This window comes from Brucella sp. IR068 (assembly GCF_049065885.1).
GTDB lineage: Bacteria > Pseudomonadota > Alphaproteobacteria > Rhizobiales > Rhizobiaceae > Brucella > Brucella intermedia.
The window spans coordinates 174,068-188,403 of record NZ_JBAKHE010000007.1; the positions used below are offsets into that span (position 1 = coordinate 174,068).

Sequence of the window (14,336 nt, forward strand, 5' to 3'; positions counted from 1 at the left end):
CATGACGGTTTTCACAGGCTTACTCGGCTGCGGCACCTTCTTCGGCCAGATCATCCGGCGCATTCGGATCGCCCGGCGCGGTCTCACAGGCAAGATCGGGGAAATTGACGATGCGCATTCCCTTGAAGTCGTTGCGCACGACCAGAAGCCCGCGCTCTTCGAAATAGGTCAGGAGACGCCGCGCACGACTGAACGAATGCGTGCCATAGGCCCGCGCCAGCGCCGCGTCGGACGGGCAAGGCGCACCCGTCACCGCTGCCTGCGCCACGATCAGGAACACGCCCTGCACATCGTCGGTGAGGCTTTCCGAAAGGATAAGCGCCTGCTGCCATGTCTCGCCATTGGCGACATCGCTTTCAATGCTGGCTTGCGCCACGGCGAGCCTGCGCCGGAAGGCAGGCAGGGCCAGCGGTTCGCCCGGAACGCGGTGAATGCGGCAACGCACCAGAAAGTCCTGATAGAGAACGGCAACCGAGCGGAACGAGGCCTCCGGATCGTCCACGATCTCGCGCATCACCTTTTCCAGAAGCTCTTCGCGTTCGGCTTCCACGATGCCGGGGAAAAGCGGCGCTTCGACCGGTTCGGCTTCCGGTTTGGGTTTTGCCACCTGAGCCAGGATTTCCGCCGTCGATGGCGGCGGTGGCGGTGGCGGAGCCCTGCGCACAGCGGTGCGGATTTCCTGCGGCGCAGGCGTGAAGATAAGATCAAGCGCATCTTCGGGCGCATCGGGAAGCGGCATCAGTTTCGGCGAAGAAGACCGTGCCGATGTTTCCACCTTGCCGATTTTGATCGGCAATGGACGGCGCGACAAGGCGGGCCCAAGCGCCACAAAATGCCCGCGCTGCAAATCGCGGAACATTTCAGCTTGTTTGCGTTCCATGCCGAGAAGGTCGGCGGCCCGCGCCATGTCGATATCGAGAAAAGTGCGCCCCATCAAAAAATTCGAGGCCTCGGCGGCGACGTTCTTGGCGAGCTTCGCCAGTCGCTGCGTCGCAATAACCCCGGCAAGACCGCGTTTTCGACCACGGCACATGAGGTTGGTCATCGCGCCCAGCGAAAGCTTGCGCGCTTCATCCGACACTTCACCGGCGGCGGCAGGCGCAAAAAGCTGCGCTTCGTCCACAACGACCAGCATCGGATACCAATAATCGCGTTCGGCATCGAAAAGTCCGCCAAGAAAAGCCGCAGCCGAGCGCATCTGCTGCTCGACGTCCAGGCCTTCCAGATTGAGCACGACGGAAACACGATGCTGGCGGATGCGTCCGGCAATGCGGGTCAGTTCGGCTTCGGTGCGGGCGGCATCAACGACGACATGGCCGTAGAGATCGGCGAGCGTGACGAAATCCCCTTCGGGATCGACGATGCACTGCTGCACCCATTGCGCGCTCTGTTCCAGCAGGCGGCGCAGAAGATGCGACTTGCCCGAGCCGGAATTGCCCTGCACGAGCAGGCGCGTGGCGAGAAGCTCCTCAAGATCAAGCATGGCCTGCTTGCTGCCGCCAAGCGCCGCTGCCGAGGCAGAACCGCTTCCAGCAACAGAACCCATGTCGATACCGACCTGCATCTCGCCTCCTTGTTTCAACATTGCAGGAACAGACGACTCGCGCAGAAAACCGGCCAGTCGATCAGGCACCCGCTTAACACTTTTGCGGCTGTCATTGCCACCCGTTAAGACAAATGCCCACAGGTGCCGGGCAGTAGATTTCAACCTGAAGTTTTGATAGCAATCCTGTCAAGGGGCAAAAGCAGCAAGCGTCTAGTGTGGCGAATCCGAAATTGGTCTCACGCGATAGCAAGCTGTGTACGAATTTCGGATTCAAAGCCACACTAGTAACATATAGAATCTAGTGTGGTTTACGGATTTGAAGTTCCTGAACGCTGATGCCATGCAAATTATAGGAACTTCAAATCCACCACACTATCCAGCGGGCGCGTCGGGGAGGATGGGAGCCTGATTCAAAAAGCGGCATGTGCGCGCGAAAATGGTGAGTTTCGAGTACCGGAACGGAACGTACTTAATGGTACGTGAGTACCGGAACGCAGACAAATTGCCATTTGCAGCCGCACAGGGCGACTTTTGGAACGGGCTCCCGGTCGCTCCGACCTATGCAAAGGCTTTGCCCTCTATTCGGAGGTGAATTGAATGTGGTTAATACCCATTAGATTCACGCTTAGAATAAAGAAAACCCGCACCAGCTGGCGAGCTACAGTGCGGGTACAATTCTTTATCTAAGAACACGGTAGCTGGAGTTCGCGCTTCAGCTACCGATCCGGATATAGGCCATCGGGATCACTTTTTCAACTATCGCCCGTCAGCCTCCGTGGGAGGCAAACCCAAAAAACTTGCACCGCCGCGCGCTATGCTCTATAGCACCGCCATCCGCGTAGACACCCTTGGAGGCAACGCGGAATGGAGCGGTCCGGTCTTTCACCTTGTGACAGACGATACGGGCTGTTTCATGTCGTTTGTTGAAGCATGGTCCCGAAAAGTGGAAACCGGTTTTCGGAGAAGATCATGCGCAGATTATACAGCGGGCGACACTCCAGTAACATCGAAAGGAAATGCCATGAGCGAGACTTACGTGCTCAAGGCCGATCTGCGTACCCGGGTTGGTAAGGGGTCCTCCCGCGAACTGCGTCGCAACGGCCAGATTCCTGCAGTCATCTATGGCGACAAGCAGGAACCCCTCGCAATCGCCGTCTCCTACAAGGAGATCTTCTACAAGATTCATGGCGGTGGCTTTAAGACCACTGTTGCCACGATCGAAGTGGACGGCAAGAAGATTCAGGTCCTCCCGAAGGACTACCAGCTGGATCCGGTCCGTGACTTCCCGCAGCATGTCGACTTCCTGCGCGTTTCCGCGAAGTCGGTCGTCCATGTGAATGTTCCGGTCCACTTCAAGAACGAAGAAGCAGCTCCGGGCATCAAGCGCGGCGGCGTTCTCAACATCGTTCGTCACGACGTTGAACTGATCGTTCCGGCCAATGCAATTCCGGAAGCACTCGATGTCGACCTGACCGGCCTCGAAATCGGCGACTCCGTCCACATTTCGGCAATCAAGCTGCCGAAGGGCGTGACGCCTGCTATCCAGGATCGCGACTTCACCATCGCCACGATCGCTGCTCCTGCCGGCCTGAAGTCGGAAGAAGCTGCCTCGGAAGGCGCTGCGGAAGAAGCCAAGGACGCCGAGTAATTATTTAGGGGCTCAAACCATGCTGCTCATTGCAGGTCTTGGCAATCCGGGCCCCAAATATGCGCATAACCGGCACAATATCGGTTTCATGGCGGCGGATGAAATATTCCGCCGCCATCGCTTTTCCAACTGGCAGAAGAAGTTTCAGGCCGAGATCGCCGATGGCGTGATCGATGGCGAAAAGGTGCTGCTCATCAAGCCGCAGACCTTCATGAACCTTTCCGGCCAGTCTGTCGGCGAGGCCATGCGCTTCTACAAGCTGACGCCTGCCGATCTCGTCGTGATCTATGACGAACTCGATCTCAATCCCGGCAAGCTGCGCATCAAGACCGGCGGCGGCTCCGGTGGCCATAACGGCATCAAGTCCATCGACGCCCATATGCAATCCTTCCCCGGCGGCCAGAATTATCGCCGCATGCGGCTTGGCATCGGCCATCCCGGCGCGAAGGAACTCGTGCATAACTATGTTCTCGGCGATTTCGCCAAGGCCGACAATGAATGGCTGGATACGCTTCTGGGCGCTGTCGCCGATAATGTCGCCATGCTCGCCCGCGGCGAGGACAACAGTTTCATGAACCGCGTTGCGCTCGCCATGGGCGACGGCAATCAGCGTCCCAACGGTTTCAAGGCCGACCCCGCGCAGCTTGAAAAAGCCCCGCCCGAAGCAAAGGCAAAGGTGCAGAGCCATATCCGCCAGGCCCGGCCAAACCAGAAAAAGCCGAATATTCCCGAAAGCGGCCCGATGGCCGACATGCTCAAGCGGCTTTTCGGGAAAAAGGATTGACGCTGTGCCGTCCTATGACGCATAGCCACACCAAGAAAATTCTAGTCTGATAGGTACGATCATGGGTTTCAAATGCGGCATCGTTGGCCTGCCAAACGTTGGCAAGTCGACGCTTTTCAACGCGCTGACCAAAACGGCCGCCGCACAGGCCGCGAACTATCCATTCTGCACCATCGAGCCGAATACCGGCGAAGTGGCCGTTCCGGACCCGCGCCAGAACGAAATCGCCAGGATCGCCGGTTCGAAGGAAATCATCCCGACCCGCATCAACTTCGTGGATATTGCGGGCCTCGTGCGCGGCGCCTCGAAGGGCGAAGGCCTCGGCAACCAGTTCCTCGCCAATATTCGCGAAGTCGATGCCATCGTGCATGTGCTGCGCTGCTTTGAGGATGACGACATTACCCACGTTGAAGGCCGCATCGATCCCGTATCGGATGCCCAGACGGTGGAAACGGAGCTGATGCTGTCGGACCTCGAAAGCATCGAGCGCCGCATCGTGCAGATCCGCAAGCGCGCGACCGGCAAGGACAAGGAAGCGCTCACCGTCCTGCCGGTGATGGAAGCCGCGCTTGAACTGCTTCAGAACGGCCAGCCTGTTCGCCTGATGCTGAAGGACATTTCTCCCGAGGACCTGCTGACGCTGAAGGGCCTGAACCTTCTGACCTCGAAGCCTGTGCTCTATGTCTGCAACGTCGCGGAAGGCGATGCTGCGAAGGGCAACGAATACAGCGCCGCCGTTGGCAAGATGGCCGAGGAACAGGGTGCCCAGACGGTCATCATTTCGGCTGCGATCGAGGCGGAAGTCGCGCAGCTTCCCGATGAGGAAGCCAGGGAATATCTGGAAAGCATGGACCTTGAGGAGCCGGGCCTCGACCGCCTGATCCGCGCCGGCTACAAGCTGCTCGACCTCATCACCTATTTCACCGCTGGCCCCAAGGAAACCCGCGCCTGGACCATCAAGCGCGGCACGAAGGCCCCCGCCGCCGCCGGTGTCATCCACACCGATTTCGAGCGCGGCTTCATCCGCGCCCAGACCATCGCCTATGAAGACTACGTCAAATACAACGGCGAAGTCGGCGCGAAGGAAGCTGGAAAAGCGAGGGACGAAGGCAAGGAATACATCGTCCATGACGGCGATGTGATGCTGTTCCGCTTCAATACCTGATAGCAGGGCGCTGAATGCTAGCGCATCACGCCCCGAAAATCCTCAATCACCGCATGGGCTCAACCAGGTCTCGATGAGTCAGGCTCAACGAGATTTAGAGCATTTCCAGCAAAAGTGTGAAACGTCTACGCGGGGAAATCAGTTCACCGGACTGATTTCTTATCCCGCTTCGATGCGTTGGATAATGCGATAAAACAAATAGTTAGAGCGGTTCCGGCGATTCTGTCAGGACAGGAACCGCTCTGCTATAAGGCGCGCCTCCCAAAAGTGTGAACTGATTTCGCGTCTGGATAATGTGTAGTGATGTGGGAGAGTTTTTGATTCCGGGAGGTGTCACCTATACTCTCGACGCCTATCTTTCCCTCACCCTGAGGAGCCGTTGAAAACGGCCTCTCGAAGGGCTGAGGGGAAACGCACAGTGCCTGCCCTCTTCCTTCGAGACGGCTCCCTCGCAAGCTCGCGAGCCTCCTCAGGAGGAGGGAAAATCGTGGTACGATTCAGTGTGAGTGCATCGCACTTTATGAGTATGGAGGAGATCGAGGGTGAGCAAGCCTCTGCCGAAATATGCCTACGAGGACATGGAACCGGGAATGACCCTTCCCTTCGGTCCTCGTACGATCAGCAAGGAAGAAATCATCGAATTTGCCAGCGCGTTCGATCCGCAGCCCTTCCATCTGGACGAGGAAGCGGGCAAGGCCAGCGTGCTGGGCGGGCTGGCCGCATCGGGATGGCACACCGTTTCCCTCATCATGCGGCTGGTCTGTGATGCCTATCTGACTGATTCCACCTCGCAAGGCGGTCCCGGCGTGGAATTTACGCGGTGGAAGCGTCCCGTGCTCGCAGGCGATACGCTGAACGGCGTGACGACCATCAAGGACAAGCGCATTTCCCGGTCGCGCCCGGCAATCGGGCTCGTGACGTTCCATCATGAACTGTTCAATCAGCGCGGCGAAAGCGTCTGTGAAATGCAGCATCCATGCATGATGTTGCGCCGTGACTACGATGCGGCTGCGGGAGATGCGTCATGAGTTTTCTGGAAGACAATCTCGGACAGGCCGTCATTATCGGCAGCTATACGTTTACGGCCGAGGAAATCATCGATTTCGCGCGGAAATACGATCCGCAGCCGTTTCATCTCGATAGCGAAGCAGCAAAGAAGAGCGTCTTTGGCGGGCTGTGCGCTTCCGGCTGGCACACGACGGCAGTGTTCATGAAGCTCAACGTCGCCTCCATCGTGAAGGCAACGAAGGACGCCCTGAAGCGCGGCGAAACACCGCCGACATTCGGTCCCTCGCCCGGCTTTGAGAACCTGAAATGGCCGAAGCCGGTCTATGCCGGGGATACGATCACCTATAAGCGCGTGGTCCACACAATCAGGCCGCTCGCTTCCCGCCCCGGCTGGTCGATGCTGACGATGACGACCAACGCCCATAACCAGAATGGCGAGGAAGTCCTGTCCTTCGACAATGCGGCAATGGTGAAGCTGCCACCAAAAGCAGACCTCTGAAACAACAAAGCCCGGAGCGATCCGGGCTTTTTCATTAACTCAGTCGCCCTCGAAGGCGACAAGCGTGCGCACCGGCACGCCGAGCGCTTCGAGCTTCTTGCGGCCACCCAGATCCGGCAGATCGATGATGAAGCAGGCCGCAACGATTTCCGCGCCCATCTGAAGCAGGAGCTTCGCCGCCGCTTCCGCGGTTCCGCCCGTGGCGATCAGGTCGTCCACCAGAATGATCCGCTCGCCCTTTTCAATCGCGTCGCGATGCATTTCCATTTCGTCGATGCCGTATTCAAGGCTGTAGGCGATGCGCACCGTATCGCGCGGCAGCTTGCCCTTCTTGCGGATCGGCACGAAACCGGCGGAAAGCTGGTGCGCGATTGCGCCACCCAGAATGAAGCCTCGCGCCTCGATACCGGCTACCTTGTCGACCTTGTTGCCTGCATAGGGATAGACCAGTTCGTCGACCGAGCGGCGGAATGCCTGCGCGTCGCCCATGAGCGTCGTCACGTCGCGGAACTGGACGCCCGGCTTCGGATAGTCCGGAATGGTGCGGATCGCATCCTTCAGACTGGCTTTAAATCCGGATTCCATTTTCCATCCTTTCAGGCGGCCTGCAGGCCGGTAAAACTAATCAAGGCAAAGTCGGGGCAAAGCTCCTTTACACCCGCAAACGAGCAAAATGCAAAAGAAACCGCCTGTTTTTGCCAGGAATATTGCGGCGAAGCACGGACATTTTCATGGCTTAATTGTGGCAAAGCAGCCAGTGCTCGTTTCCCCGGCCAAATTCCGGCTGGCTCCGGGACAAAAAAATGGGCGCCCGTGGCGCCCATTTTTCAACCTTGACTGACCTGTCAGTGCTTCACATCCGACCAGATCGAACGCTTGGCGACATAGACCAGACCCGCAAAGAGGATCAGGAACACCATGACCCGGAAGCCGGTCCGCTTGCGTTCTTCGAGATGCGGCTCGGCAGCCCACATCAGGAAAGCCGAAACGTCGCGTGCATACTGGTCCACCGTCTGCGGCGAACCGTCGTCATAGGTGACCTGGTCGTCGCTGAGCGGCTTCGCCATGGCGAGCGCCTTGGCCGAAATGAAGTACGGATTGTAATGCGTACCTTCGGCGATCTGCATGCCTGCCGGCGGCTGTTCGTCGAAACCGGTCAACAGGGAATGGATATAATCCGGGCCACCTTCGGCATATTGCGTGAATATATCGAAGATGAACTGCGGGAACCCACGCTCCACTGCGCGCGCCTTGGCAATCAGCGAGAAGTCCGGCGGCGCCGCACCGTTGTTTGCCGCCGCAGCCGCAGCCGCGTTCGGATATGGCGACGGGAAGTGGTCGGTCGGAAGCGCCTTGCGGGTGAACATTTCGCCATCCGCGTTCGGGCCGTCCTGCACTTCATATTCAGCGGCAAGGGCCTTGACCTGTTCTGGCGAATAACCGAGGCCTTCCAGCGTGCGGAAGGCGACCAGGTTCATCGAATGGCAAGCCGAGCAGACTTCCTTGTAGACCTTCAGGCCGCGCTGCAGCTGGCCCTTGTCATAGGTTCCGAACGGGCCGGCGAAGCTCCACTTTTCCTGCTTGGGATGGTGGATCGGAAAATGTTCCGGCTCCGCGGCATTACCGCCTTCCTCAGCCAAGGCACCACCCACCGTACTGGCGAAGGCGATACCAAGCGCGACCAGCGGAACAATACCGAAGGCAGCGAAATTCTTGAGGATGTTTTTCATTGTTACGTCCTTCATCTCTCTCGCTGGTTCAGCCCCGAGTTTCTACAGGGATTTCCACTGGGGTAATCTCGGCCTTGCCGCTCTTCTCCAGAACCGCCTCGGTGATCGAGTTCGGCAAACGCTTGGGCGTTTCGATCAGGCCGATGACCGGCATGATGATGATGAAGAAGGCAAAGTAGTAGAGCGTACCCAGCTGCGCCATGAAGACGTAGGAACCTTCCGCAGGACGCGAACCGAGCCAGCCGAGGAAGATGGCGTTGATCACGAACAGCCAGAAGAACAGCTTGAACCACGGACGATAGACAGCCGAACGAACCTTCGACGTATCGAGCCATGGCACGACGAAGAGGATTGCGATCGAACCGAACATGGTCAGAACGCCGCCGAGCTTCGAATCGATCGGGCCGATATTGAAGGTGATGGCGCGCAGCATTGCGTAGAACGGCAGGAAGTACCATTCCGGAACGATGTGGGCAGGCGTCTTGAGGGAATCGGCCGGGATGTAGTTATCCGGATGGCCGAGGAAGTTCGGCATGTAGAAGATGAAGTAGGCGAAGAACACGAAGAAGACGAGCGCGCCGAAAGCGTCCTTGATGGTCGCATATGGCGTGAACGGCAGCGTATCGGTCTTGGACTTGACTTCAATGCCGGTTGGGTTGGTCTGGCCCGTCACATGCAGCGCCCAGACGTGCAGGATGACGACGCCGGCGATCATGAACGGCAGCAGATAATGCAGCGAGAAGAAGCGGTTGAGCGTCGGATTGTCGACCGCGAAGCCGCCGAGCAGAAGCTGCTGGATCGGCTCGCCGATGATCGGGAAGGCCGTGAAGAAGCCCGTGATGACGGTCGCGCCCCAGAAGGACATCTGGCCCCATGGCAGCACATAGCCCATGAAGGCGGTCGCCATCATGAGAAGGAAGATCACCACGCCCAGAATCCACAACAGCTCGCGCGGCGCCTTGTAGGAACCGTAATAGAGGCCGCGAGCGATATGGAGATAAACGGCGATGAAGAAGAAGGATGCGCCGTTGGAGTGCATGTAGCGCAGCAGCCAACCGGAGTTGACGTCGCGCATGATCTTTTCGACGGAATTGAACGCAATGCCCGTATCCGCAGCATAATGCATTGCCAGCACGATGCCGGTAACGATCTGCGAAATGAGCATGAAGCTCAGAATGCCACCGAAGGTGTACATGTAGTTCAGGTTACGCGGCGTCGGATAGGCCACGAAAGAATCATAGACGAGACGCGGCAAGGGAAGCCGTTCGTCCACCCATTTTTCGATGCCGGTCTTCGGCGTGTATGTGGAGTGTCCACCACTCATGTCTTCTCTCCCCAAGACCTGTTAGCCGATCCTGATGACCGTATCGGAAGTGAACGCATATTGCGGGATGTGCATGTTTTCCGGCGCCGGACCGCTGCGGATACGACCGGCCGTGTCATAGGTCGAGCCATGGCATGGGCAGAACCAGCCACCGAAAGAACCGGATTCACCGAGCGGCACGCAACCCAGATGGGTGCAGACGCCGATCATCACCAGCCAGTTTTCCTTGCCCTCGCCTGCCGAGCGGGCGAGATCGGTCGCCTGCGCGTCCGAAGCAAGGTTGGCGTTACGCGCGATCGGATCCTTGAGATCACCAAGAGCGGTTGTCTTGGCATCCTCGACTTCCTTGGCGGAGCGGTTACGAATGAAAACCGGCTTACCACGCCATTTAACAGTTAATGATGCTCCTTCCGTCAGGGACGAAACATCAACCTCGATGGACGCAGCCGCGAGTGTCGAAGCGTCCGGACGCATCTGGTCGATAAACGGCCAGGCCAGTCCGGCAACTCCGACGACACCGGCCATTCCCGTCGCAATATACAAAAAATCACGCCGTGTCGGCTCAGCCGTGTCGTGTGCGCTCACGTGCCAATTCCTTTTCAACCTGCATGTTCAATTGAACTCTCCCCTCGTCCTCTTTTGCACTTGCGCAAAAGTAGTCCCGCAAGTGCTCACAGGACGAAATTCCCTCCATTTCACTATCCGGTTTATGCGTGTAAAAAACGCTTGTCCAGACACCAACCCCTTATGACGGCACGATGTCGCAGGCGGATTTGCCTGCTGAATTCAGGGAAAGCACGGCAAGGACGCAGCAGCCGAAAGCTTTCAACTTTCCCTGTTCCGCCCTATGAACCCGCCCGACTGGCGGGCCCAAAGTCCCGCATAGATGCCGCCGCGGGCGATAAGTTCGTCATGCGTCCCCTCCTCCACGATGCGGCCCTGGTCCATCACCACCAGCCTGTCCAGCGCCGCGATGGTGGAAAGCCGATGGGCGATCGCGATAACCGTCTTCCCCTCCATCAGGCGCTTCAGATTCTCCTGAATGGAAGCTTCCACCTCCGAATCGAGCGCCGATGTCGCTTCATCGAGGATCAGGATCGGTGCGTCCTTGAGGATGGCGCGCGCGATGGCGATGCGCTGCCGCTGCCCGCCGGAAAGCTTGACGCCGCGCTCGCCCACGAAGGCATCGAAAGAGCGCCGCCCCTGAAAATCCTCCAGATTGGCGATGAACCCGTCGGCCTCGGCCTGACGCGCCGCCTGCAGCAGTTCCTCGTCGGTCGCATCGTCTCGCGCCAGCATGATATTGTCGCGCAGCGACCGGTGCAGCAATGCGGTCTCCTGACTGACGACCGCAACGGCCCGGCGCAGCGAGGTCTGGGTGACATCGCGAACATCCTGCCCATCGACAAGGATAGAACCCTTCTCCACATCGTAGAGACGCAGGATGAGGTTCACGAGCGTGGACTTGCCCGCGCCGGAATGGCCGACAAGACCAACCCTTTCACCACCGCGCACAGTCAGGTTGATATTGTCGAGAACGCCCGCGGCCTTGCCATAGTGAAAGGTGACGTTGCGGACATCGATGCGCGCCTCCGTCACCTGCAACGGTTTGGCATCGGGCCGGTCTTCCAAACCGAGCGGAGCGGAAACCAGCCGCATGGAATTTTCGATCAGCCCGAGCTGGCGCAGCATGCCATTGAGCTGCATCATGAGACGGCCAAGCAGCATGTTGAGGCGCAGCACCAGACCGAGCGTGAACGACACCTGCCCGACAGTGATGGCATTGCGTGTCCACAGATCGATGGCTATCGCCGCAACCGTCACGATCATCAGGCCGGAGAGCGCCGTGAGCGAAACGCGGACGCCGGTGAGCGAACGCATGAACGGGAGAATTGCGCCGAGATACCGCTCGAAACCATCGCGCAGATAACGCTCATCGTCATCGGCAGTATTGAGCTTGATCGTCTGGATATTGGAATAGCTGTCAACGATGCGGCCATTGATCATCGATCCCGCCTCCGCAGAGGCCTCGGCATTCTTGCGGATGCGTGGCAGATAACGCCAGGCGATGAAGCCGAAAGCAATGATCCACAGGACTACCGCCGCCGCCAGCCGCCAGTCGAGCCGACCGACGAGAAACAGCGTTGTGATACTGTAGATCGCCATGAACCAGACGACCTGAATGAGGCTTTCGATGAGGTCGCCTGCCGCCTGCCCTGCCTGCCAGACCTTGGTGGCAATGCGCCCGGCAAAATCATTCTGGAAGAAGGCGTAGGACTGGCGGAGAACATAGGAATTCGCCTGCCAGCGGATCATGTTGTAGAAGCCCGGCGACAAGGTCTGGTCTTCCAGCAGCGTGTTGATTGCCGTCACCACGAGGCGGATCACAAGGACAGTGATCCCCATGAAAAGCAGGTCGGGCCCTGCCACCTGCAAAAGCGCTGACCAGCTTCGCTCGACGCCGCCCTTGCCCGCCTGATCGAGAATATCGACCAGCCTGCCGGTGAAATAGAACAGACCTGCCTCGACCAGCGGCAGCAATCCGCCGACGGCAAGGGAAGCCGCCAGCGGCCATTTCGCCTGTCGCGCATAATGCCAAAGAAAGCCGAGGGTCGTTGAAGGCGGTCTCAGCCTGTCCGGTTCACGAAAGGGATCGACCCAACGTTCGAACAGGCTGTAAACCGCTTTCATCAATGGCTTGTGTCCTTATTTGACCAGCGTATCCTCGGTATTTTCATCGAAGCCGAGGAAGCCGCCGGACTGGCGGGCCCATAGACTTGCATAAATGCCGCCGAGCGCGACAAGTTCCTCATGCGTGCCGTCTTCCACGATGCGCCCCTTGTCCATCACCACGAGACGGTCCAGCGCCGCGATGGTGGAAAGGCGGTGCGCGATGGCGATCACGGTCTTGCCTTCCATCAGCGTGTTGAGGCTGTCCTGAATGGCTGCCTCCACCTCCGAATCGAGCGCCGATGTGGCCTCGTCCAGAATGAGGATCGGCGCGTCCTTCAGCATCACACGCGCAATGGCGATGCGCTGGCGCTGTCCGCCGGAAAGCTTGACGCCGCGTTCGCCGACATGCGCATCCAGCCCCTGCCGCCCCTTGGGATCGGTCAGCAGCGGAATGAACTGGTCGGCCTGCGCCAGACGGATCGCCTGCTGGAGCATCTCCTCCGTGGCATCCGGCCGCCCATACATGATGTTCTCGCGGACAGAGCGATGCAGAAGCGAGGTGTCCTGCGTCACCATGCCGATATTGGCGCGCAGCGAATCCTGCGTGACCCTGGAAATGTCCTGCCCGTCGATCAGGATGCGGCCCTTCTCCAGATCGTAGAAGCGCAGCAGCAGATTGACCAGCGTGGATTTACCAGCGCCGGAGCGTCCGACCAGTCCCACTTTCTGGCCCGGCTGAATGGTGAGGGTGAGGTTGTCGATGACACCATTGCCCTTGCCGTAGTGGAAGCCGATCCGGTCGAAGTCGAGCTCGCCTCTGGTCACCTGCAACGCCGGCGCATTGGGAACGTCCACAACTTCATGGGAACGCGCAATCGTGGTGATGCCGTCTTCCACCGTGCCGATATTCTCGAACAGGGCCGACATTTCCCACATGATCCACTGCGACATGCCGTTGAGGCGCAGCACCAGACCGATGCCGACGGCAACGGCGCCCACGGTAATCGCTTCGTTCATCCAGAGCTGAATGCCGATTGCGCCCACCGCAAACAGCAGGATGCAGTTCGCCATATAGAGGGTGAAATGGAACATCGTGATGAGCCGCATCTGCCGATGCACGGTGCCGAGGAAGCCGTCGAGGCTTTCACGCACATAGGATTCCTCGCGGCTCGAATGCGAGAAAAGCTTCACGGTCGCGATATTGGTATAGCTGTCGACGATGCGGCCCGTCATCAGCGAGCGCGCATCAGCCTGCTGTTCCGAAACCACCCGCAGGCGCGGAATGAAGAAGCGCAGCAGCAGGATGTAGGCAACCAGCCAGACGGCAAACGGGACCATCAGAACCAGATCCGCAGACGCCGCAATGAACAGCGTGCCTGCGAAATAGACGATGACATAGTTGAGCACGTCCAGAAGCTTCATCACCGTTTCGCGAACGGCAAGAGCAGTCTGCATCAGCTTGGTGGAGATGCGCCCGGCAAATTCGTCCTGGAAGAACGACATCGACTGGCGGATCAGGTAACGGTGCATCAGCCAGCGAATGCGCATCGGATAATTGCCGAGCAATGTCTGGTGGATCAGCAGCGAATGGATCAGCACCACACCCGGCAGGCCGATCAGGACGACGCCGGCAATCAGCGCAAGCCGCCAGCCCTCATTGCTGAGGAAAGTCTCGCGCGACTGGTGCGACAGCCAGTCGACAATGTTGCCCATGAAGGCAAAGAGCGACACTTCGATCACGGCGATGAGCGTGGTGAAGATCGCCATGCCGATGATCCACGGCCATGCGCCGCGGGTATAATAAAGGCAAAAGGCTACCAGTCCGCGCGGGGGTTCGCGCGGCGGTTCTTCGGGATAAGCTTCGAGTCGTTTTTCAAACCATCTGAACATGGCGATCCTTTTACGGGCACCTTGCAGGATTTCCAAGACGGAATAGGAACAAAACAGGAATATTTTCGT

The 14,336-nt window shown here is 58.7% G+C and carries 13 protein-coding genes; 5 read left to right on the forward strand and 8 right to left on the reverse strand.

Annotated features, from left to right (window positions below):
* Positions 1-19: 19 nt before the first annotated feature.
* A complete protein-coding gene (locus ACOWVS_RS13920; RefSeq protein WP_021586967.1) occupies positions 20-1,564 on the reverse strand; it encodes an ATP-binding protein in 1,545 nt (514 codons plus the stop codon).
* Positions 1,565-2,567: 1,003 nt separating this feature from the next.
* On the opposite strand from ACOWVS_RS13920, the gene ACOWVS_RS13925 reads away from it, so the two are divergent.
* The 5 genes from ACOWVS_RS13925 to ACOWVS_RS13945 all read left to right on the forward strand — a co-directional run bounded on the left by ACOWVS_RS13925 (position 2,568) and on the right by ACOWVS_RS13945 (position 6,650).
* A complete protein-coding gene (locus ACOWVS_RS13925; RefSeq protein ID WP_006472730.1) occupies positions 2,568-3,194 on the forward strand; it encodes a 50S ribosomal protein L25/general stress protein Ctc in 627 nt (208 codons plus the stop codon).
* 19 nt (positions 3,195-3,213) lie between these two features.
* Positions 3,214-3,978: an aminoacyl-tRNA hydrolase gene (pth, locus tag ACOWVS_RS13930; protein ID WP_021586968.1), complete on the forward strand. Its 765-nt coding sequence runs from the start codon at positions 3,214-3,216 to the stop codon at positions 3,976-3,978.
* Positions 3,979-4,039: 61 nt separating this feature from the next.
* A complete protein-coding gene (gene ychF, locus ACOWVS_RS13935; RefSeq protein WP_021586969.1) occupies positions 4,040-5,143 on the forward strand; it encodes a redox-regulated ATPase YchF in 1,104 nt (367 codons plus the stop codon).
* 542 nt (positions 5,144-5,685) lie between these two features.
* Positions 5,686-6,171 (forward strand): MaoC family dehydratase, encoded by a 486-nt coding sequence (locus ACOWVS_RS13940; protein WP_006467333.1) that lies wholly within the window; start codon positions 5,686-5,688, stop codon positions 6,169-6,171.
* Complete coding sequence (locus tag ACOWVS_RS13945; protein WP_021586970.1) at positions 6,168-6,650, forward strand: MaoC family dehydratase; 483 nt, start codon at positions 6,168-6,170, stop codon at positions 6,648-6,650. Before ACOWVS_RS13940 ends, ACOWVS_RS13945 begins: the two co-directional genes overlap by 4 nt.
* Positions 6,651-6,689: 39 nt before the next feature.
* Here ACOWVS_RS13945 and ACOWVS_RS13950 read toward each other — a convergent pair whose 3' ends face one another.
* The 7 genes from ACOWVS_RS13950 to ACOWVS_RS13980 all read right to left on the reverse strand — a co-directional run bounded on the left by ACOWVS_RS13950 (position 6,690) and on the right by ACOWVS_RS13980 (position 14,267).
* A complete protein-coding gene (locus ACOWVS_RS13950) occupies positions 6,690-7,235 on the reverse strand; it encodes an adenine phosphoribosyltransferase (protein WP_010659612.1) in 546 nt (181 codons plus the stop codon).
* 11 nt (positions 7,236-7,246) lie between these two features.
* Complete coding sequence (locus ACOWVS_RS13955; RefSeq protein ID WP_128005735.1) at positions 7,247-7,474, reverse strand: hypothetical protein; 228 nt, start codon at positions 7,472-7,474, stop codon at positions 7,247-7,249.
* A gap of 21 nt (positions 7,475-7,495) precedes the next feature.
* Positions 7,496-8,380 (reverse strand): cytochrome c1, encoded by an 885-nt coding sequence (locus tag ACOWVS_RS13960; protein ID WP_021586971.1) that lies wholly within the window; start codon positions 8,378-8,380, stop codon positions 7,496-7,498.
* 28 nt (positions 8,381-8,408) lie between these two features.
* Positions 8,409-9,704, reverse strand: coding sequence for a cytochrome b (locus tag ACOWVS_RS13965; RefSeq protein ID WP_006472729.1), 1,296 nt, complete (start codon positions 9,702-9,704; stop codon positions 8,409-8,411).
* Between the two features lie 21 nt (positions 9,705-9,725).
* Positions 9,726-10,289, reverse strand: coding sequence for a ubiquinol-cytochrome c reductase iron-sulfur subunit (petA, locus tag ACOWVS_RS13970; protein WP_022569054.1), 564 nt, complete (start codon positions 10,287-10,289; stop codon positions 9,726-9,728).
* A 240-nt stretch (positions 10,290-10,529) separates the two neighbouring features.
* A complete protein-coding gene (locus ACOWVS_RS13975) occupies positions 10,530-12,395 on the reverse strand; it encodes an ABC transporter ATP-binding protein (RefSeq protein ID WP_021586973.1) in 1,866 nt (621 codons plus the stop codon).
* A 15-nt stretch (positions 12,396-12,410) separates the two neighbouring features.
* The gene (locus tag ACOWVS_RS13980) at positions 12,411-14,267 is read right to left on the reverse strand and encodes an ABC transporter ATP-binding protein (protein ID WP_021586974.1); all 1,857 of its coding nucleotides are present in this window, start codon (positions 14,265-14,267) and stop codon (positions 12,411-12,413) included.
* Positions 14,268-14,336: the final 69 nt, after the last annotated feature.

Excerpts from the sequence above, each read along its gene's own strand:
- ACOWVS_RS13920 (WP_021586967.1), bottom strand. The coding sequence starts at position 1,564 with ATGCAGGTCGGTATCGACATGGGTTCTGTTGCTGGAAGCGGTTCTGCC.
- ACOWVS_RS13925 (WP_006472730.1), top strand. The coding sequence starts at position 2,568 with ATGAGCGAGACTTACGTGCTCAAGGCCGATCTGCGTACCCGGGTTGGT.
- pth (WP_021586968.1), top strand. The coding sequence starts at position 3,214 with ATGCTGCTCATTGCAGGTCTTGGCAATCCGGGCCCCAAATATGCGCAT.
- ychF (WP_021586969.1), top strand. The coding sequence starts at position 4,040 with ATGGGTTTCAAATGCGGCATCGTTGGCCTGCCAAACGTTGGCAAGTCG.
- ACOWVS_RS13945 (WP_021586970.1), top strand. The coding sequence starts at position 6,168 with ATGAGTTTTCTGGAAGACAATCTCGGACAGGCCGTCATTATCGGCAGC.
- ACOWVS_RS13950 (WP_010659612.1), bottom strand. The coding sequence starts at position 7,235 with ATGGAATCCGGATTTAAAGCCAGTCTGAAGGATGCGATCCGCACCATT.
- ACOWVS_RS13955 (WP_128005735.1), bottom strand. The coding sequence starts at position 7,474 with ATGGGCGCCACGGGCGCCCATTTTTTTGTCCCGGAGCCAGCCGGAATT.
- ACOWVS_RS13960 (WP_021586971.1), bottom strand. The coding sequence starts at position 8,380 with ATGAAAAACATCCTCAAGAATTTCGCTGCCTTCGGTATTGTTCCGCTG.
- ACOWVS_RS13965 (WP_006472729.1), bottom strand. The coding sequence starts at position 9,704 with ATGAGTGGTGGACACTCCACATACACGCCGAAGACCGGCATCGAAAAA.
- ACOWVS_RS13975 (WP_021586973.1), bottom strand. The coding sequence starts at position 12,395 with ATGAAAGCGGTTTACAGCCTGTTCGAACGTTGGGTCGATCCCTTTCGT.
- ACOWVS_RS13980 (WP_021586974.1), bottom strand. The coding sequence starts at position 14,267 with ATGTTCAGATGGTTTGAAAAACGACTCGAAGCTTATCCCGAAGAACCG.